The organism is Clostridioides sp. LIBA-7602, from assembly GCF_056688945.1.
The window spans coordinates 766,744-788,247 of the sequence record NZ_CP196991.1; the positions used below are offsets into that span (position 1 = coordinate 766,744).

The 21,504-nt window shown below is 30.2% G+C and carries 18 protein-coding genes; 16 read left to right on the forward strand and 2 right to left on the reverse strand.

The window, feature by feature from the left end:
• Positions 1-466: 466 nt before the first annotated feature.
• The 7 genes from infC to ACTG45_RS03915 all read left to right on the forward strand — a co-directional run bounded on the left by infC (position 467) and on the right by ACTG45_RS03915 (position 8,008).
• The gene (gene infC, locus ACTG45_RS03885; RefSeq protein ID WP_479918773.1) at positions 467-958 is read left to right on the forward strand and encodes a translation initiation factor IF-3; all 492 of its coding nucleotides are present in this window, start codon (positions 467-469) and stop codon (positions 956-958) included.
• A gap of 27 nt (positions 959-985) precedes the next feature.
• Positions 986-1,180: a 50S ribosomal protein L35 gene (gene rpmI / locus ACTG45_RS03890; RefSeq protein WP_003429729.1), complete on the forward strand. Its 195-nt coding sequence runs from the start codon at positions 986-988 to the stop codon at positions 1,178-1,180.
• A 55-nt stretch (positions 1,181-1,235) separates the two neighbouring features.
• A complete protein-coding gene (gene rplT / locus ACTG45_RS03895; RefSeq protein WP_021383519.1) occupies positions 1,236-1,592 on the forward strand; it encodes a 50S ribosomal protein L20 in 357 nt (118 codons plus the stop codon).
• A gap of 216 nt (positions 1,593-1,808) precedes the next feature.
• A complete protein-coding gene (locus tag ACTG45_RS03900; protein WP_021383450.1) occupies positions 1,809-2,345 on the forward strand; it encodes a helix-turn-helix domain-containing protein in 537 nt (178 codons plus the stop codon).
• 171 nt (positions 2,346-2,516) lie between these two features.
• A complete protein-coding gene (locus tag ACTG45_RS03905) occupies positions 2,517-3,434 on the forward strand; it encodes a DHH family phosphoesterase (RefSeq protein WP_021383513.1) in 918 nt (305 codons plus the stop codon).
• A gap of 441 nt (positions 3,435-3,875) precedes the next feature.
• Positions 3,876-5,801 carry a metallophosphoesterase gene (locus ACTG45_RS03910; protein WP_479919872.1) on the forward strand — a complete coding sequence of 642 codons (1,926 nt, stop codon included), beginning with the start codon at positions 3,876-3,878 and terminating at the stop codon, positions 5,799-5,801.
• 308 nt (positions 5,802-6,109) lie between these two features.
• The gene (locus tag ACTG45_RS03915; RefSeq protein ID WP_479919873.1) at positions 6,110-8,008 is read left to right on the forward strand and encodes a metallophosphoesterase; all 1,899 of its coding nucleotides are present in this window, start codon (positions 6,110-6,112) and stop codon (positions 8,006-8,008) included.
• A 113-nt stretch (positions 8,009-8,121) separates the two neighbouring features.
• Here ACTG45_RS03915 and ACTG45_RS03920 read toward each other — a convergent pair whose 3' ends face one another.
• Entirely contained in the window at positions 8,122-9,000 is an 879-nt protein-coding gene (locus ACTG45_RS03920) for a LysR family transcriptional regulator (protein ID WP_479919874.1), read from the reverse strand.
• Positions 9,001-9,268: 268 nt separating this feature from the next.
• Here ACTG45_RS03920 and ACTG45_RS03925 point away from each other — a divergent pair, with 268 nt between their 5' ends.
• The 3 genes from ACTG45_RS03925 to ACTG45_RS03935 all read left to right on the forward strand — a co-directional run bounded on the left by ACTG45_RS03925 (position 9,269) and on the right by ACTG45_RS03935 (position 14,236).
• A complete protein-coding gene (locus tag ACTG45_RS03925) occupies positions 9,269-11,005 on the forward strand; it encodes an ABC transporter ATP-binding protein (RefSeq protein ID WP_479918202.1) in 1,737 nt (578 codons plus the stop codon).
• Positions 11,005-12,864: an ABC transporter ATP-binding protein gene (locus tag ACTG45_RS03930; RefSeq protein ID WP_479919875.1), complete on the forward strand. Its 1,860-nt coding sequence runs from the start codon at positions 11,005-11,007 to the stop codon at positions 12,862-12,864. Before ACTG45_RS03925 ends, ACTG45_RS03930 begins: the two co-directional genes overlap by 1 nt.
• A gap of 283 nt (positions 12,865-13,147) precedes the next feature.
• Positions 13,148-14,236, forward strand: coding sequence for a GGDEF domain-containing protein (locus ACTG45_RS03935; protein ID WP_021383495.1), 1,089 nt, complete (start codon positions 13,148-13,150; stop codon positions 14,234-14,236).
• 260 nt (positions 14,237-14,496) lie between these two features.
• Here the strand turns inward: ACTG45_RS03935 and ACTG45_RS03940 are convergent, their stop codons facing one another.
• Positions 14,497-14,850 carry an ArsR/SmtB family transcription factor gene (locus tag ACTG45_RS03940; protein WP_021383444.1) on the reverse strand — a complete coding sequence of 118 codons (354 nt, stop codon included), beginning with the start codon at positions 14,848-14,850 and terminating at the stop codon, positions 14,497-14,499.
• Positions 14,851-15,033: 183 nt separating this feature from the next.
• On the opposite strand from ACTG45_RS03940, the gene ACTG45_RS03945 reads away from it, so the two are divergent.
• The 6 genes from ACTG45_RS03945 to ACTG45_RS03970 all read left to right on the forward strand — a co-directional run bounded on the left by ACTG45_RS03945 (position 15,034) and on the right by ACTG45_RS03970 (position 21,401).
• On the forward strand, positions 15,034-15,255 hold the full coding sequence (locus ACTG45_RS03945; protein ID WP_479919876.1) for a cation transporter: 222 nt from the start codon (positions 15,034-15,036) through the stop codon (positions 15,253-15,255).
• Positions 15,256-15,276: 21 nt separating this feature from the next.
• A complete protein-coding gene (locus tag ACTG45_RS03950) occupies positions 15,277-17,139 on the forward strand; it encodes a heavy metal translocating P-type ATPase (RefSeq protein WP_479919877.1) in 1,863 nt (620 codons plus the stop codon).
• A 288-nt stretch (positions 17,140-17,427) separates the two neighbouring features.
• The gene (locus tag ACTG45_RS03955) at positions 17,428-18,321 is read left to right on the forward strand and encodes a helix-turn-helix domain-containing protein (protein ID WP_479919878.1); all 894 of its coding nucleotides are present in this window, start codon (positions 17,428-17,430) and stop codon (positions 18,319-18,321) included.
• Between the two features lie 21 nt (positions 18,322-18,342).
• A complete protein-coding gene (locus ACTG45_RS03960; protein WP_479919879.1) occupies positions 18,343-19,704 on the forward strand; it encodes an MATE family efflux transporter in 1,362 nt (453 codons plus the stop codon).
• 270 nt (positions 19,705-19,974) lie between these two features.
• Positions 19,975-20,703, forward strand: coding sequence for a DNA alkylation repair protein (locus ACTG45_RS03965; RefSeq protein ID WP_479919880.1), 729 nt, complete (start codon positions 19,975-19,977; stop codon positions 20,701-20,703).
• A 113-nt stretch (positions 20,704-20,816) separates the two neighbouring features.
• The gene (locus tag ACTG45_RS03970) at positions 20,817-21,401 is read left to right on the forward strand and encodes a TetR/AcrR family transcriptional regulator (RefSeq protein ID WP_479919881.1); all 585 of its coding nucleotides are present in this window, start codon (positions 20,817-20,819) and stop codon (positions 21,399-21,401) included.
• Positions 21,402-21,504: the final 103 nt, after the last annotated feature.

Here is a 21,504-nt window from a genome sequence, read left to right on the forward strand (position 1 = left end):
TTAAGGAAATATCTATCTATACTATTATACAAATTGTATAAATAGATAACTTATTAGAGTATCGTATAGAATAATAAGTATGTAGTATATTAGAATCCAATATAGAATTTGTTATGTAGAATACACAGATATAAAAATTTTTATAGTAGAAATCTAAAAATTAATAGCAAAATAGATAGCATGGACATATAATTATTATTAGGAAGAAGTAATTAAATTTTGATAAATTAAAAAAAGTAGTTGCAAATAGTTTGATTAAGTGATATAGTAAATAAGGTAAGAATAAAACAAAGAAGAAGTCCGCTTCTCACCTTACAACGAAGGTTAGTAAGGTAAATATAAGTTAAAGCTTAATTTTAGTTTAAGCTTGTTTAAATTTGGTAACTTATATGGCGGATGATTATATCATTCGCTTTTTATTTTATAAAAAATTTGGAGGTGTCCTACAATTAGCAAAGAATTAGCAATCAATGAACAAATAAAAGATAAGGAAATAAGAGTCCTTTCATCAACAGGTGAACAACTTGGAGTAATGCCTACTAAAGAAGCTCAAGCAATGGCTACTAGCAAAAACTTAGATTTGGTTCAAATCTCGCCAAACGCAAATCCACCAGTATGTAAGATAATGGATTATGGAAAGTTTAGATATGAACAAACGAGAAAAGACAAAGAAGCTAAGAAAAAGCAAAAAAATATAGTTGTAAAAGAAGTAAGACTTAGACCAGGTATTGAACAAAATGATTTAAATACGAAAGCTAATAATGCTATAAAATTCCTTAAAAAGGGAGATAAAGTCAAAGTTGAACTTAGATTTAGAGGAAGAGAATTAGGACATAAAGACATAGGCAAAGAAGTTATGCTTAAGTTTTTAGATATAATAAAAGAGTTTGGAGAACCAACAAAAGCCCCTGCATTTGAGGGTAATAATATGGTTGTAATTATAGATCCAAAAAAATAGATGATTAACTGAGAGGAGGAATTTGTCATGCCTAAAATGAAAACTCATAGAGGTGCAGCAAAGAGATTAAAGAAAACAGGAACTGGAAAGTTAAAGAGAGCTAAAGCTTTTAAAAAACATATATTAACTAAAAAATCTGCAAAAACTAAAATGAACTTAAGAAAATCAACTTTAGTAAGTGATGGAGATGCTAAGAGAATAGCACAATTATTACCATACTAGGATACAGATTATAAATAATAACTATAGAAGAGGGATATAAAAGGAGGTCATAACGATGGCAAGAGTTAAAAAAGCTATGAACGCTCGTAAAAAGCACAAGAAAATATTAAAACTTGCAAAAGGATTCAGAGGATCTAGAAGCAAATTATATAGACCAGCAAATACATTCGTAATGAAAGCATTAAAAAATGCTTATATAGGAAGAAAGTTAAAGAAGAGAGACTTCAGAAAACTTTGGATACAAAGAATAAATGCAGCTGCTAGAATGAATGGAATATCTTATTCAAGATTAATGAATGGATTAAAATTATCTGGTATTGAAGTTAACAGAAAGATGTTATCTGAAATGGCTATACAAGACCCAGAAGGATTTGCAAAATTAGCAGAAGCTGCTAAAGCAAAATTAGCTTAGTATTGAATCATGAAATGTAAAGTCTTTGAGTTATACAAATAATTCAAGGGCTTTTTTATTTTTTGAAAAGTAATTAGTTATTAAAAAATTTTACTGTTATTATTTAACTATAGAAAATGATATTACCCAATGTATAAATTTTCCAAGTAATCTTGAATTGATATTATCAACATGATAATATTATCTTATTAAGAATATTAGGGGAGGTAATGCAATATGAATGATAAGTTGATGGATTGTTTTGTAAACCCAACTAAATGTAAGTTGCTACTTGAGATTTTTTCAAATAACAGAACTACAGCAAAACAGTTAGGCGAAAAATTTCAAGACATATCAAAAGCTACACTCTATCGCTATCTTAATAAAATGCTAGAAGATGACATTATAAAAGTGATTGAAGAAAATAAAATAAGAGGAACTGTTGAAAAAGTATATGCTATGAAGTTGGATATCGCTGATGATGTAAAGAATATTATAAATGAGAATTCTGGAGAAGCATATGCACAGCTATTTACTCAATATATGATGGTATTTTTAAAAGAGTTTTATGAGTATGCTGAAAAAGGGGAAAAGGATATCTTAAAAGATGGTTCGGGATTTTCTGTCTGTCCAGTGTATGCTAGTGTTGACGAGATAGTTGAAGCGAATAAAAAGATTGCTAATATACTGGAACCTCTTAAAAATAATTTACATGGAGAGGGAAGAAGATTGCACTCTATAGGATTAATAATTACACCACCTAAAGAATATTAATAGTAATAAAAAGTAACAGTTTGATTTTCATATAAAGCTGTTGCTTTTTTAGTATTTTTATTTCAATGTATGTAATAAAATGTATATCAAGCTGACATATAAAATGATATGATATATTTAAGGAAAAGATTGTATATATATGACATATTTAAAGTAAAGGGGATGAAACTTATGAGGTTAATTACACGTTCTGATTTTGATGGATTAGTATGTGGTGCATTATTAAAAGAAGCAGGTATTATTGATAATTGGAAATTTGCTCATCCTAAGGACTTACAGGATGGATTAGTTGAGGTAACAGAAGATGATTGTCTTGCAAATGTACCATTTGTTGAGGGTTGTGGTCTTTGGTTTGACCATCACTCTAGTGAGTTTGAGAGAAATGAGCTTCTAGGAAAGTATAAAGGTGAAAGTCGTATGGCTCCTTCTTGTGCAAGAATTATTTATGAGTATTATGGTGGAAGTGAAAGATTTCCTCATTTTAATGAGATGTTAGAGGCAGTAGACAAAGTTGATTCTGGAAATCTTACAATAGAAGAAGTACAAAATCCAACTGGATGGATTTTAATTGGTTACCTTATGGACCCAAGGACTGGTCTTGGTCGTTGGAGAAACTTTACCATATCTAACTATCAATTAATGGAAAAGCTAATTGATGCATGTAGAACTTTAAGTACAGAAGAAATTTTAGAATTACCAGATGTAAAAGAACGTATAGATGTTTATTTTGAGCAAACAAGTAAATTTAAAGAGATGATTGCTCAATATACACATGTAGAAGGAGATGTTATCATTTCTGATTTACGTGGAGTTGAGACAATCTACACAGGGAATCGTTTTATGATTTACAGTATGTATCCAGAACAAAACATATCTGCTTGGATTGTAAATGGTAAAGGTGGAAAAGGGTGTTCTGTAGCTGTTGGATATAGTATTTTAAATAGAACTTCTAATGTTGATGTTGGTAGTCTAATGCTTAAGTATGGTGGTGGCGGACATAAAGCTGTTGGAACTTGCCAGTTCAATGATGAGCAAATAGAGGAACTACTTCCAAAGTTACTTGATGAACTTGTAAATCCTAAAAAATAATAAATGAATTTATAAATTATAAAAGCTAATATAAATAAAATCGAACTTCTTTGTACCCTTTCACATAAGGTTGTGAAGTGGTACAATGCAGTTCTTTAATATTTTACTAATTGAAATGCCCATATTATCATACCTATAGTAGAAACTGAGCTTAGTATCAGGATTCTCCCATATCTCGTCTTAAATCATATTCATTATTGTACAGCTTTAAATGCACTAAATATACCTGCATACCAAAACATGACTCGTAATCGTTCTATTTAATATAACAACTTAAAATATGATTAAATACAAATAATATAAGGGATAAAATGTATATATTTGAATATAAAATCTGATGCCTAAATGAATGTTGCTCATAATCATATAAACTGCTATAGTTTAAAATAAAGTATGATGTTAAATTTTATTATAATCTAAAGATTTAAGAGGGAGGATTTTATGAAAATAAAATTTTTTATAATGACATCTATGATATTTTTAATAGTATCACTACTTGTGGCGTGTCAAAGTACTGAAAATTTAGAAGAGGAAACACCAGATGCAGAAATTAAAATACTAGGTACAGCTGACTTACATTCAATTGTGACAGATTCTTTGGTTTCATATGTAAAAGAAGAAAGAGCAAAGAATGAAAATTTACTCATGGTAGATGCAGGAGATTTTTTTGGTACACAAAGTAAAGAAATGTGGGAGTGGACTTTTGGAAAAAAGCTAGTTATTAGAAGAAATGGTAGGGCAAAATATGAAGATATAATTAAGACAAGTAAAGATGAGGTACCTATAGTCAAAGATATGTCACCATTGAAATATGATGCTGTAGTATTTGGAGATAATGAATTTATTTCAAATGATAAGCAAAATCTTGATAAACTAGTTTCTGATTTTAAAAATAATAATATGCCATTGGTATCGGCAAATATATATGAACAATCTGGAGAAAATTATGTACAACCATATGTGATGAAAAATGTTAAGACAGATGCTGGAAATGTAAAAGTCGGAATACTAGGTCTTACTATAAAAGAAGTAGGGGAAAATCATGGTCTTGAAGATTTTGAAAAAGAAAAAAAGGCAAGAGAACTTGGAGAACAACCTGAGTACAAGGGAAAATTATATTCAAATGATTTAATAGAAGATGCAAAAAAATGGGTAAAAGTAATGCAAAAAGAAAGTCCAGATATAATAGTTGCAGTTGTCCATTCAGGGGAAGAACCTAAAACAAATAGGGATCCAGGTAATAGAATAAAGGAATTAGCAACTACAGTTGACGGGATAGATGCAATTGTAGCTGGTCATACTCATGAAAAAATAGATGAGCATAAATATAAAAATAAGTCTGGCGAAGAAGTAATAGTGACACAACCAGGGTCACATGCAGATAGTGTGTCACAGATTAATTTTAAATTAAATAAGAAAGATGATAAGTGGGAAATAAAGGGAAAGTATAGTAAATTAAAAGTAATTGATAAAGAAGTAAGTATAGTTGCTACTGCAGATTTACATTCACATTTCTCTGACAAATTAACTGTTGACCTTATTAATGAACGAAGTAATCCGATTGAACCTGTAGTAGTAGATGCAGGTGACTTTTTAGATCCTCAAACAGAGGTAATGACTCAGTGGTATAAAGAGTGGAAAAATATAAGAGATAAGAATACAGGCAAAAAGATTAGTAGATGTCCAATGGTTAAATCTATGAATCAGGGTATGTATGATGCAGTAGTACTTGGAAATCATGAGTTTGTATCTGAAAAAGATGAGTTTTGGTCAGATGAGCGTCTTTTAGATGAGGTTATAGAGGATTTTGAACAGGATTCAATTTCTGTATTATCAGCAAATATATATAGGCAATCTGGTGAAAATTATGTTAAGCCATATCTCATAAAAGATGTAGAGACGAATGAGGGAAATGTAAAAGTAGGAATATTGGGTCTTACTATAAAAGAAGTGGGTAAAGGTCTTAAAAATGTAAATTTACAAGAGCAATTTCAATACAAAGATAAATTGTACGCAAATGATTTAGTGGAAGATGCAAAAAAGTGGGTAAAAGTGATGAAAAAAGAAAAGCCAGATATAATAGTTGCAGTAGTACACTCAGGAGAAGAACCTAAAAATCCAAAGCATCCAGGCAATAGAATAAAGGAACTAGCAACTACAGTAGATGGAATTGATGCAATTGTAGCTAGTCATACTCATGAAAAAATAGATGAACATAACTATAAAAATAAAGCTGGAGATAAAGTTATAGTGACACAACCAGGAGAACATGGTAAATATTATTCTAAAATTACTTTTAAAGTAAATAAAGAAAAAGGTTCATGGGTTATCAATGATAAATTTAGTAAAACAGTTGCAGTCGAATAATTTTATAAAATTTATAGATACAGCAAAATATCTAATATTAGCAGTATAGATAAGATGAATAGATAAGAGTATTTCAATGTGGTAAATATATTGTGAGTATACTAGGATAAATCTTAATTGATAATCTGAGTGTACTAGAGTAAGTTTTGTTTTACTAATAAAAAATATTGAGAACTATATGTAGATTTAATTAAAAAGGAATTTACGTATAGTTCTTTTAGTATAATAAATAGTACAAACTTATATAGTAAAGATAAAGCATGATATTAAATTTTATTATCATCCAAAAATCTAAGGGGGAGGCTTTTATGAAAATAAAATTTATTATAATGGCATCAATAATATTTTTAATAGTATTAATCGTAGGGTGTCAAAGTACCAAAGATACAGAAATCAATGTACTTGCTACAAGTGATTTACATTCAATCATTCCAGATAATTTGGTTTCCTATGTTGAGGAAGAAAGAAAATACGATGAGAATTTACTTATGGTAGATGCAGGAGATTTTTTTGATATGCAAAGTGGTGAAATGAACAAGTGGTTTACTGGACAAAAACTGGTGAGATTTAAAGATGGTATACCAGAGTACAAAAAAATAGCTGAACCACGTGAAGGGGAGGTTCCTTTAGCTAAAGAAATGGCAAAGCTGAAATATGATGCAGTTACATTTGGAAATCATGAATTTGTTTCTAATGATAAACAAAGCCTTGATAGGTTGGTTTCTGATTTTAAAAATAATAACATACCATTGGTGTCAGCAAATGTATATAAACAATCTGGAGAAAACTATGTAGAGCCATATGTAATGAAAAGTGTAAAGACTGATAAGGGAAATGTAAAGGTTGGAATATTAGGTCTAACTATAAAGGAAGTCGGTGAACGGTCAAGATTTAAAAATTTTGAGGAAGATAAAAAAGCTAGAGAACTTGGGGAACAAGCACAGTATAAAGGAAAACTATATGCAAATGATTTAGTAGAAGATGCTAAGAAGTGGGTAAAGGTTATGAAAAAGGAAAAGCCAGACATAATAATTGCCATCGTACATTCAGGTGAAGAACCAAAAAACCCTAAAAACCCAGGAAATAGAATAAAAGAATTAGCAACCACTGTAGATGGTATAGATGCTATTGTAGCAGGGCATACACATGAAAAAATAGAACAGCATACATATAAAAATAAGTCTGGTGAAGAAGTAATAGTAACACAACCTGGAGCTCATGGTAATAGTGTATCAAAAATTAATTTTAAGTTAGATAAGAAAAATGAGAAGTGGTCTGTAAAAGATAAGTACAGTGAGTTAAAAATATTTGGAAAGGAAGTAAATATAATCACAACATCTGGTCTGCATCAAAATTTTTCAGATGAAATGGCAGTCAGCCTGTTTAATGAAAGAGATAGAGATGTTCAACCTATATTTATTGATACTGGAGATTTTCTGGATACCAACGCAAAAGAAATGACTAAATGGTCTAAAGAGTGGCAGTACAATGCAAAGAAAGGTATCCATAAAAAAATAAATGAATGGCCAATTGTATACCTTGGTTATGATGCAGTAGTACTTGGTGGCCATGAGCTTACATCAGATAAAAAGAATTTTAAAGAAAAAAAATCTACATTGGATTCTATTATAGAAAATTTTGAGGAAATGAAGATACCAGTTTTGTCGGCTAATATATACAATGAGTCTGGAGAAAATTATGTAAAACCATATATAATGCATAAAGTGGAAACTAGGGAGGGGAGTATAAAGGTTGGAGTATTGGGTCTTACTGTAGATAAGGATGAAAAAGATTCAAGTGATTCAGGTTCAAATAAAGATTCAAAGAATTTAAAGATTCATGAAGAAACAGAAAAATTATATACAAACAATTTGGTAAAAGATGCAGAAGAATGGATAAGGGTTATGCAAAAGGAAAATCCAGACGTAATCGTTGCAGTTGTTCATTCAGATAATAATATGGCCCTAAAAAATCCAAGCAATGAAATAAAAAAACTTGCTATGTCAGTAGATGGAATAGATGCTATTGTGGTAGGTCATACGAAAAATAAAATTGAAGAACATAGTTATAAGAATGAGTTTGGGGATAAGGTTATAGTAACACAATCTGGAGAAGAGTGTTATTCTAAAATAAGCCTTGAATTAAGAAAAGAAAATGGTAAATGGAATGTCATCAATAAGTACAGTAAGTCAATAAAAATGAAGTAAGTCAATAAAATTTAATTTAGACAAAAATAGGCCTAGATATAGTTAAAAGATTAAAGAATTGTATATTAAAACACAAAAGAAGAACCTTTATATCTGAGGTTCTTCTCTTTTATTTACAGACAAGTAAAATTATCTATAAAGAATCGAATATATTTTTCCTTTACATTTTTTTGATATGCAATACCGTATTCAATGAGAGCTTGTTCAGTGATTGGGCGAATAATAAAGCCATCACTTTCCGCTGGTATGCAATGCTCAGGTAATATTGTTATACCATATCCACAATTTGCAAGTAGGATACTTGCTTGGTCGTTTTCACATACAATATTAAAGTGGCTTTGAGAATGTAATGATATTTTTTCCTGCAATACATTCCCATGTTGAAATGGTATAAATTTAGGATTCAATATAATTAAGCAATTTGTCTTTAAATCATCAAAAGATACACTATCTTTCTCAGCAAGTATGGATTGTGAGGACATAATAGCATAATTTTTAGCATCTTTTAATTTTTTAAAAGAACATTCTTTCATATCTCTAATCATTTCTCTTGTCGAAAGCATAATGTCTAAATGTTTATTATTGAATAAATTTTTAAGTTTAAAATAATCTTCCATAAAGATTAAAGGGTATACCTGTGGAAAGACGATTCGTAAGTCTGACAAGATACCTTTTAATTTATTGAGTTCAGCATGACTAGAACATCCAATACGTAAAAAAGAAGTGTTCTGAGAAGTAGCTTTTGCTATCCTTTTTTGTGACATCTCTATTTTGTTGAGTATATCTTTGGCATCGTTGTAAAAAATATTTCCCATTTCCGTCAATCTAACCATCTTTGAGTTTCGTATAAATAATTTCGCTCCTAATTCTTCTTCTAGATTTTTGATATGGTGGGTGACTGTAGGAGTAGATAAAAAAAGTTCTTCTGCAGCTTTTGTGAAATTTAGCCTGTCAGCAACACATACGAAACATTTTAATTGTTGAGTATTCATAGAGCACCTTCCTTCCATATTAAAAGTATAACTGGAAGATATTATAATTTCAATATAACATTAGATTTTATCTAATATTATTGCGTTTTTTGAAATTCTCATTCAAAACAGATAATGATAAAATTTTAAATATCAGACATCTAAGTATAACCATTTCTACAACAAAATAAATAAAATTTAAGTAAGAAAATTATAGATAATTGAAGCTGTCTGATAAAACTTAGAATAAGTCAACATCTTAAAAATTAGTTAGAAAAGGAGATAGAGTATGATTAAAAAATTAGCTTGTTCTATTAAAGAGTATAAAAAGGCTTCTATACTAACATCAGTATTTGTTATATTGGAAGTCTTAATGGAAATTTTGATTCCTCTGATTATGGCAGAAATGATTGATGTGGGAATCAGTGGAAACAATACACAGACCCTAGTACGATTTGGAACGATTTTAATTGTTTGTGTATTTTTAGGGTTATTTTTTGGAATCCTGTCTGGAAGCTTTTGTGCTACTGCATCTGCTGGATTTGCACAAAATTTAAGGAAGGATATGTATTATAAAATACAGGACTATTCCTTTGCTAATATTGATAAATTTTCAACTTCCAGTATTGTAACAAGATTAACTACTGATGTTACAAATGTCCAAAATGCTTATATGATGATTATTCGTGTGGCTGTTCGTGCTCCACTTATGCTTGTATTTTCATTGGTTGCTGTATTTATGGTTAATGCGAGTTTATCATCTATATTTTTAATTGCAATCCCAATTCTTGGCGTTGGTTTGTATTTCATTGTAAACCGTTCCCATCCATATTTTGAAAGAGTGTTTAATACTTATGATGATTTAAATGGAGTTGTGCAAGAGAATCTCACAGGTATACGAGTAGTTAAATCTTTTGTAAGAGAAAAATTTGAAATCAAGAAGTTTAAAAATATCTCAGAAAAAATATACAAGACGTTTGGAAAAGCTGAAGGAATTGTTGCATATAATATGCCATTAATGCAGTTTTCAGTATATTGTTGCACACTACTACTTTGCTGGTTTGGTTCAAAGATGATAGTTTCAAGCAACGCAACTACAATGACTACAGGGGAACTTTCGAGCTTAATTGCATATGCCATGAATATTCTTAATTGTCTTATGATGTTATCTATGGTTATGGTTATGATTAATATGGCAAGAGCTTCTTCTGAACGAATTATAGAAATAGTAGATGAAGAAAGTTCCTTGAAAAATGGTGATAATCCTGTATATCATATGGAAAATGGAGAAATAAGTTTTGATAATGTATCGTTTAGTTACGTAGATGATAAAGAAAAAGAGTGCCTAAAAAATATTTCATTTCATATAGAAGCTGGTTCAACATTAGGGATTATAGGTGGAACTGGAAGTGGGAAAAGTTCGTTGGTTCAATTAATACCACGTCTTTATGATGTTACAGAGGGGAAAATTACAATAGGAGGTGTAAATGTAAAAGATTATGATTTATTTACGCTTCGTAATGAAGTAGCAATGGTTCTTCAAAAAAATGAGTTGTTTTCTGGGACAATTAAAGAAAATTTACTTTGGGGAAATAAATATGCTAGTGAAGAAGAAATGATACATGCTTGTAAATTGGCACAGGCAAATCCTTTTATTGAAACATTTCCAGATAAATATGACACGTATATTGAACAGGGAGGGACAAATGTTTCTGGTGGTCAAAAGCAAAGACTGTGCATTGCAAGAGCTTTGTTAAAAAAACCAAAAATTTTAATACTTGATGATTCTACAAGTGCAGTCGATACAAAGACTGATTCAATGATTAGAAAATCATTTAGTGAGGAAATACCAGAGACTACAAAAATTATTATTGCACAACGTATTTCTTCAGTAGAAGATGCTGATTATATTATTGTCATGGAAGGCGGTAAAATCAATGGGTATGGAACACATGAGGAACTGCTAAAAACGAATGTAATCTATAGGGAAATCTATGATTCACAAACGAAGGGAGATGATAAGTGATGGAAACAAAAGTATTCAGTGTATGCAAACGACTGTTATCTTATATTGTAGGAAGACATAAAGTTTTATTTAGTACAGTTGTTGTATGTATCCTTTTTAGTTCTTGTACGATTGTTATAAGTTCTTTGTTTTTACAAACATTAATTGACGATTATATCACTCCACTTTTACTTGAGGATAATCCATCATTTAGTGGGTTATTATATACTATTATTTTAATGGCATGTATTTATATCTTAGGTGTTGTCGCAACATTTCTCTATAATAGAATTATGGTAAAGATTTCTCAAGGAACTTTGAAAGAAATCAGAGATGATATGTTTGTACATATGCAAAAGCTTCCTATTAGTTATTTTGACACTCATACACATGGAGATGTTATGAGTCATTATACGAATGATACAGACACGTTGCGTCAGTTTATTTCACAGGCATTGCCACAATTTATTTCAGCTATTATTACAGTAGTCGTTATATTGATTTCTATGTTTATAAGTAACGTACCTTTGACAATTTTAGTTTTAATAGTTACAGTCATCATGAGTATAACTACTAAAAAAATAGGTGGTGCAAGTGCAAAATATTTTATAAAGCAACAGGAGACATTAGGAAATATTACAGGTTATATTGAAGAAATGATAAATGGTCAAAAAGTTATTAAAGTATTCTGTCATGAAGAAGATGCAAAACAACAATTTGATAGAAAGAATAAAGATTTATGTTTAGATTCTACGCAAGCAAATAAATACGGTAATATACTTATGCCAGTTATTATGCAACTTGGGAATCTGCAATACGTGTTAATTGCTCTTTTTGGAGGTCTTATGGCATTGCATGGTGTAGGCTCTATTACAGTTGGAATGATTGTGGCTTTCTTAAACTTGTCAAAAACATTTTGTATGCCTGTCTCACAGATTGCACAACAGATTAGTATGATGGCTATGGCATTTGCAGGAGCAGAACGTATATTTGAATTAATTGATGAAGAACCTGAACAAGATAATGGATATGTTACATTAGTACATGCTAGATTTAATAATGGTGAAGTAATAGAAACGACTGATAATACAGGTATGTGGGCATGGAAACATCCTCATCATGATGGTACAATAACGTATACTCCTTTAAAAGGTGATATTCAGTTTTCTGATGTTGATTTTGGATATACAGAAAAGAAATTAGTACTAAAAAACATAGTTCTAGAAGCAACAGCAGGAGAAAAAATAGCATTTGTTGGTGCAACTGGAGCTGGAAAAACTACCATCACAAATTTGATTAACCGTTTTTATGATTTAGCAGATGGAAAAATTAGATATGATGGTATTAACATCAATAAAATTAAAAAGACAGATTTACGCCATTCATTGGGTGTTGTTTTACAAGATGTAAATCTATTCACAGGGACAATTATGGATAATATAAGATATGGTAAAATGGATGCTACAGATAAGGAGTGTATTGAGGCATCTAAATTATCAAATGCACATGATTTTATTACTAGACTACCAAACGGGTATCAGACTATATTGACGCAAAATGGAGCTAGTCTTTCACAAGGTCAACGACAACTAATCTCTATTGCTCGTGCAGCAGTTGCAAATCCACCAGTAATGATTCTTGATGAAGCAACATCTTCTATTGATACACGTACAGAAGCACTGGTACAGCAAGGTATGGATAATCTTATGAAAGGTAGAACTGTCTTTGTAATAGCACATAGATTGTCTACTGTTAGGAATTCAGATGCGATTATAGTTCTTGAACAGGGACGTATAATAGAAAGAGGCACACATGATGATTTGATAAATCAAAAAGGTGTTTATTATAGTCTTTATACAGGGGCATTTGAGTTGGAATAGGATTATGGTGTATAAATTTTCATAAAATATATAGATAAAGCAAGGCACCTTAAGTCATAATATGTGTGCTTTGTTTTATTATTTTATGTATGTAATTGTCTATTATTTTTTAGAAGTTTTATTTTTAATGTTTTCTTATATATTTTTACTATATACACTTATTAAATAAGAGTACTGTTATATATTGGATATATAAGTCATTATTTAAACCTACTTGTTTTATGATATAATATTATAAATATAATTAAGTGAAAATATCTTAATAAAGGAGGAGATTAAATATTTGGCATCTATACAACAGTATATTAAAAAATATATGTATAAGTATTTCAATAAAGAATTAAACTTACAAGAAAGGCTTTTTTATCTTTTTTGTTTTGCTGGTGTTATTTGTTCATTTTTAGCTTTTGTTGCAGCTCTTTTTAGTAGTCTTCCTAGTATATCAGTATGGGGTAGTTTTTTTTGTTTTTGTATAATGTCAATATTGGCAATCTATTCTTTTAAAACAAGATATGTTAATGTAGGACGTGTAGTAATTAATATAGGGCTTAATCTATTTTTATTTCCGACACTCTTTTTTATAAGTGGGGGAGTAAATAGTGGGATGATACTTTATTTCTTATTGGGGATATGTGTAATATCATTGACACTTGATGGATATAAGAGAATAGTTATGCTGTTTATATCTATAATTGTGTATGGAGTATCTATATTTCTAGCATTTAATTATCCTAACCTAATTATATCTATAGGGGAGTCTCGTATATCAGACACAATAAGTAGTTTTATTATTGTTTCATTGTTTTTAAGTGTAATAATGATAATAGTCTTGCAAGAATATTCTTATGAACGTGATAAAGTATATAAATTAAATGAGAAACTTAAAAGACAAGCAATTGTAGATGATTTGACGAATTTATATAATAGAAGGTATTTGATACAATATATAACTAGTATATTAGAAAAACCAGTAGAAGATAGGATTTTATCCATTGTATTATTTGATATAGATGATTTTAAAAAAGTAAATGATAAATATGGTCATCTTTGTGGAAATAAGGTATTGATTAGATTTGGTCAAATTTTAACTGAAGAAATTGGAAAAGACGGAATTGCTTCAAGGTATGGAGGAGAAGAGTTTATTATTGCAATGCCTAATTTTACAAAAGATAGAGCTATTGAAGTTGCTGAACGTATTCGTGTTAGAGTTTATAGTGATAAAAGATTGATAGAACTAGTAAATAAGATTACAGTAAGTGGTGGATTAGAAGAGTATACCAGAGATATGACTATTGATAAGCTAGTAAATGGAGCTGATAAGAAACTTTATATAGCTAAAAATAATGGAAAGAATAGAATTGTCTTTGAATAATTATGTAGTCATTACTTACTATAGATATATATATGTGCTTATGACTTATATTCGGAAAACTTATGCCACTTGAAGTGGCTATTTTTTTGTTTATTTTTTAATAGTTTTATTTATTTTAAATATAACAATTCTATATGATTTTAAATAAAGATGAAAATTGCCACATAATATAAGTAAAAGCCATCTACTTTCTTTGAAAATAGATGACTTTTATAAAAATATTCTAATACTTAAGTATTTTAAGTCTGTTTTATTGAACATTATTCTTTTTCACATATATGTTCTAAGGATACCTCAAGTATTCCTTTGATGTGGCTATCATCTAATGAATAAAAAACAAGTTTACCTGATTTTCTTGATTTAATTAATTTAGCAGTTTTAAGTGTTTTTAACTGATGAGAAACCGCTGATTTTGTCATATTTAAGAGAGACGCAAGATCTCCTACACACATTTCATTTTCTAAAAGTGCCCACAATAATTGAATTCTTGTTCCATCTCCCATAATTTTAAAAAAATCAGATAAATCATATAGTAAATTCAATTTTGGCATTTTTTTTGATGTTTTTTCTACTAAATCGGTGTGTATGGCTTCACAATCACATTTTCTTTCCATAGCATGTACCTCCATAGTTGTAATTATAATTGATTACTTGTTCAATTGTCAAATAAATAGGCTGTCTTCAAGAACATTTAAAATGTCTAATCGGGACTTGACGATTGAATACATGTTCAACTATAATTTAATTAATAGTTGAATGGTTGAACAACTATTTGATTTTGAAAGGAGGAGTTTCTGATGAAGAAGAAATTTGATTTAATTGATTTAGACTGTGCTAACTGTGCAGCTAAAATGGAAAATGCTGCTTCAAAGATTGAGGGTGTTAATTCTGTGAATTTTAGTTTTATGACACAAAAAATGACACTCGATGCAGAAGATGCAAGTTTTGATGAGATTCTACAGAAAATCATTAAAGTGTGTAAAAAAGTTGAACCTGATTGCGAAATTGTAATCAAGTAATCAGCTATTGGGAGGAAACATATGAGTAAGAAGTTAAAGAATTTACGTTGCCGAATATTCATAAGTTTCATCGTTTTCTTAGGTGCTATTACTATGCCAATGAATAATACAATTCAGTTTGTATTATTCTTGGTAGCTTATTTAATTGTTGGTGGCGATATTATAAAGAAAGCTGTTACCAATATAGGGCATGGTCAAGTATTCGATGAAAATTTCTTAATGGTATTAGCAACAATTGGAGCATTTGTAACCAAAGACTATCCAGAAGCTTTTATGGTAATGTGGCTATATCAAATTGGAGAATGGTTTCAACAATATGCGGTTGGTCGTTCAAGAGAATCAATTACAGAATTAATGAATATTCGTCCTGATTATGCAAATGTTGAAAAAAATGGTTCTTTAGTTAAAGTAGACCCAGAGGATGTTTCTTTAGGAGAATTGATTGTAATTAAGCCAGGTGAAAAAATACCACTTGATGGAATCATAGTAAAAGGAAATAGCTTAGTTGATACATCTGCTTTGACAGGAGAATCAGTTCCTAGAGAAGTAGAGATAGGAACTGAAATATTAAGTGGTTGTATAAATAAAACAGGATTAATTACCATAAAAGTAACAAAAGAATTTGGTGAATCAACAGTGTCAAAAATACTACAACTTGTAGAAAATGCAAGTAGTAAAAAAGCAAAGACTGAAAATTTCATTACTAAATTTGCTAGATACTATACACCTATCGTTGTTGTTGCGGCTGTGTGTCTTGCATTCTTACCACCTTTATTTATTGAGGGTGCAGAATTTGCAGATTATATTCATAGGGCTTGTTCATTCTTAGTAATTTCATGCCCTTGCGCATTGGTTATTTCTGTACCACTAGGATTTTTTGGTGGGATAGGTGGAGCATCTAAGCATGGTATTTTGATTAAGGGTAGCAATTATCTTGAAACTTTATCAAAGACTGGAACAATAGTATTTGATAAGACTGGCACGTTGACAAAGGGTTCATTTGAAGTGACAGAGATAGTTTCTGTGGATGTTGAAAAAGCTACCCTACTTGAAATAGCCGCATATGCTGAAAGTTACTCAAATCATCCAATTGCTGAATCTCTAAAGAAAGCATATGGAAAAGAAATTGTATCAACAAGAATTAGTGATGCTTTGGAAATTTCAGGTAATGGAGTATTTATTAAATTTGATGGTGCAGAAGTGTATGCTGGTAATGAAAAACTTATGAGGAAAGCTAAAATTAAAATACCAGTTTCAAAACCTGTTGGCACTGTTGTTCATGTTGCTCTTAATGGAAAATATATTGGTTATATCCTTATTGCAGATGAAATCAAAGAAGAAGCAAAGCAAGCTATTCACGATTTAAAAGAAATTAATAAGGTAAGTCAAACTGTTATGCTGACTGGTGACAATAAGGCTGTTGCTGAATCTGTTGCCAATAAATTAGGTATTGATACTGTTTATTCTCAGTTGTTACCAGCAGACAAGGTAAAACAAGTTGAACATCTTTTAAACAATAAAGTAGATAATACTTCTCTTGCATTTGTAGGAGATGGAATAAATGATGCACCAGTGCTTACTCGTGCTGATATAGGTATCGCTATGGGGGGATTAGGTTCAGATGCTGCTATTGAAGCAGCAGATATTGTCATTATGGATGATAAAATCACAAAAATCAATTCTGCAATCTATATCTCAAAGAGAACACTAAAAATTGTGAAACAGAATATTATCTTTGCTTTAGGAATTAAAGCAATTGTATTAATTCTAGGTGCTTTTGGGATGGCTGAAATGATGGAAGCTGTATTTGCTGATGTTGGTGTTTCTTTCATTGCAATACTTAATTCAATGAGAGCATTGAGAGTTAATAACTTTAAAAATTAAAACTAATATTGAATGAATGGCTTGTGAACATTATGTAAAAGATGTTGTATGAACTTCTGATAAAGAAGACAAAAACAAGGAAATTATATTACTTATCAACATGATGACGAAGTAATTAGCAGGGCGTATCCTTATGATATGTCTTGCTCTCTTTTACAGTAAAAAATTGATGCCTTTTTTAGGCATATTTAATGTAGGTGTGTAATTAATTTCTATGAACATACTCTATATAATAGTTATGGTTAAGCTAAAAAAGTATAATACAATATGTAAGAAAGAGATGAGGAAATGGATAAAAATAGATATTCAAGTAGTATGAATGAAACGGTGATTTATAAAGTCTTTCCAGGTATCGAACTTATATATAACAATTACAATGTATCCAATTTTAATTTGGATAGTCAAGATAAAAACAATGTATTAGAAATAAGCTATTGTCTTAAAGGTAGAGTTGAATGTGAACTTAAAGATGGAACTTATTTATATTTAGGTGAAGGAGATTTGGGAATTAACATGTTGGATAATCCTGTAGCAGCTATGAATTTTCCACTAGAATATTATGAGGGAATATCTGTAAATTTATACTTAGATACTTTGAGTAAAAATTTTCCTGAAATATTAGAAAATGATTCTGTAGATATTTATAGCATCAAGGATAAATTTTGTATGGATGATGGATGTTTTGTTATGAGAGCTACAGAACAGATAGGACATATATTTTATGAATTATACAAAATTCTTGATGATATTAAAGAAGCACATTTGAAAATAAAGGTTATAGAACTACTTTTGTCTATGAGTGTTTTAAATAAACCACCTGATGAGAAAAAAGAAAATTATTATAAATATCATGTAAAAACCATTAAACAGATACAAGATTATATAACGAAAAATTATGCAGAGCGATATACTATTGATGAATTATCTAAAAAGTATTTTATTAGTCTAACAACCTTAAAAGTGTACTTTAAGGAAGTTTATGGAATGACAATTGTGAAATACATGAAAAATTACAGAATGAAAAAGGCTACAGAATTACTAAAAGATACAAGTAGTTCAATTTCCGTCGTAGCACTTGCAGTCAGCTATGAAAGTCAAAGTAAATTTGCAATAACATTCAAAGAAGTCTATGGAATGAGTCCTTTGGAGTATAGAAGAAAGGTTCTATTGGAACTGGACTAAAATAAAAAGGAGGATATATTTATGAATGAAAAAAATGACACACGTACACGACTACTTACAGAAAGTCCATTAAAATTAATGTTTTCACTAAGTATTCCTGGCATTATTGGTATGGTGGTAGTTGCTTTGTACAATATGATGGATGCTATATTTGTTGGACAGCTAGTGAGTTCAACTGCAATGGGAGCTGTAAGTGTTTCTTACCCACTTACATTAATCAATGGAGGTGTCTCTACACTTGTAGGAGTGGGTTCGGCTTCTATATTATCAAGAGCAATTGGTAAGAAAGATAAAGCGATATTAAATAAGATAATGGGAAATCTTGTTATGATGATTACAATTTTATCAATCATTATAACTATTATAGGTATGTGTTTTACACGTCAATTATTGCAATTTAGCCGTGTAGAGGGAGAGATGCTTACTCAGGCTGAAAGTTATTTGAAAATCATTTTTGCTGGTTCATTGTTTATCAATTTCACTCAAAGTTCTAATATGGTTATGCGTGGACAAGGGTTATTGAAAAAAGCAATGGTAATAATTGCAAGTGGTTCAATTTTGAATATCATTTTAGACCCTATTTTCATTACTTATTTTAATCAATATGGAATGGGAATTCAAGGTGCTGCCTATGCTACTTTAGTGTCTCAAATTGTACAGTTCTGTATCAGCATGTTGTACTTTACAAGAAAAAGTGAAGGTATAAAAATAAAAAGATTGAAACTAGAATGGGATATTATTCCTGAAATCTGTTCTGTTGGTATTTCTGCTATGTTAATGCAAGTAATGACATTAGTGCAACAAACAGTTATATTTAATATAGGCTCACGATACGGTGGAGAAAGCACATATATTTTATTAGGAGCTGCACTGCGTGTACAAAATTTTGCATTTGTTCCATTATGGGGGATGAGTCAAGGTTTCCAACCAGTTGCAGGTACAAATTATGGTGCTAAAAATTATAGTAGAACAATTAAATTAACAAAAGTATTTGTACTTAGTGCAATTGTATTATCATTATGCTTCTTCTTACCAATACAAATTATTCCTGAGAAAATCCTTTCTTTATTTATTACAGATAATGATATTGTTGCACAAGGTGTTAGCAACTTTAGACTTATGTTCTCCACATACAGTGCATTAGCAGTTTTCATCATGATTGTTACATTATTTCAGTCTTTAGGTACAGCTAGTAAAGCGAGTATGCTTGTGATGTTAAGACAAATAATTTTATTCATTCCTGCTGTTATTTTATTTCCTATGATAGCAAATTTAGGAGAAGCTGGAGTGTGGCTTGCTATTGCACTGGTTGATGGTTTTGTGGGTATATTATGCTTGTTCATGATGTTTAAGGAATTTAGGAAATTAAAAAAATTAGCATAAAACTAATATGGAAGGCTTGATATGAAGTATTTGAATAAACATTAGAAGAGAGTTTTCATCTCAATTACACATTTAATAATATTAAAATACTATGGAAAGTTAAAAAAGAGCTACAAGAGAAAAATAATAGGCTTCCAAGAAAGAAAAAACAGCACTTTATGACACCAATATATTGCTTCCCATTTTGAGTATAAAGATGAATAAAAGCTAATTGACATACATGCTGTACGTATGTTACTATAAAAATAAACTTTATGGGAGTAAAACATTATGAAGCATAAAGAACACTATGATGACCATTATATTTTAGAAATTTCTGAAAAACTATCCTCTGTAGTGCCAAGTTTTAACTCAAAAGACTTTTCTGGTGACTTAATCGGTCAACTTGATGACAAGGAATTATTTGCGCGATTTGATTGTATAGTAGACTCAATGCAAAAAAATATGGGGATTGATTACTCAAATAGTATTAATGCTTTTTACAGCATGCTAGGGCCAGAGTTAACTAAACCAGAAGGAATGTTTAGCTTTGGCTGGTGGTTGTGGCCTATTGGCAGATATGTCGAACGTTATGGAAATGAAAATTGGAAAATATCTTTATCATTTTTGAAAGAATTGACAAAACGGTTTACAGGTGAGTATGCCATTCGCTCCTTGCTAAAAGAACATCCAAGAGAAGTGATGGACGAGTTGATTGTATGGACACATGATGATAATGTGCATGTGCGTAGGCTGGCAAGTGAAGGAGTTAGGATTCGTTTGCCATGGTCAGAAAAATTGCTTGTAGCATTAGAAGAGTTTGAACGATATGTAGAAATTCTTACTAACCTTAAAGATGACCCAGAAAGATTTGTTCAAAAGAGCGTTGGTAATAATTTAAATGACTTGTATAAGGAATCACCAGAGAAGGCAGAATACATTATTGAGCAGTGGCGAAAATCATCTTCAAGTGACATGCAAGAATGGATTATCAAGCATGGTATGAGGAATCAAAAATAGAGAGGAGTTTTTAGTATAGTGCAAGACCCTAAAGGTGTGATGATTGATATTATTGAATCAATACATGTCAGCGAAAAATTTCGAGATAACTATAAAGTGGGAGAGACATTATCATGAAAAATGAAGAAGCTACACAAAAGACAACATCTGCTTTGTTGAAAATATCAAGAAAGCATTTTACAAAACTTGGATATTTTGATGTATCACTAGAAAAAATTGCAGAAGAAAGTAATGTAACAAGAGGAGCTATATACCACCATTTCAAGAATAAAAAAGGGCTTTTTCTTGCTGTGCTAGATAATGTGCAAAAAGATATTGCTAAACAAATAGAGAGAGAAGCACTGAAAAGCGATGACCCTTGGCAACAATTAATATTGGGATGTCTGGGCTTTATAAAAGGTGCCAATGCAAAAGAATGTAGGAGGATATTGCTGGTAGATGCTCCAGTAGTAGTTGGTTGGGATGCGTGGAGAAAAGCTGACCAAGAAAATTCAATGAATGTTTTACAAGAACATATTGATGACTTAAATGAACAAGGCTATTTAGAAAGAGATGTTGATACAAAATTAATGACATATTGTATTTCTGGGGCATTAAATGAATTAGCCTTAAATTATTCATCAAATGAAGAAGTAGAAATTAATAATGAAATAAGCTTCACTATATCTCACATGGTTAGTGGATTTAGAAAAAAATAAATAAAAATAACTTCGAGCCATTTGGCTCGAAGTTACTCGAAAATAGTATTTAAAGAATTACAATACGTTTTTGATTGTGTGTTAAAAATTTTTTGATAGTTTC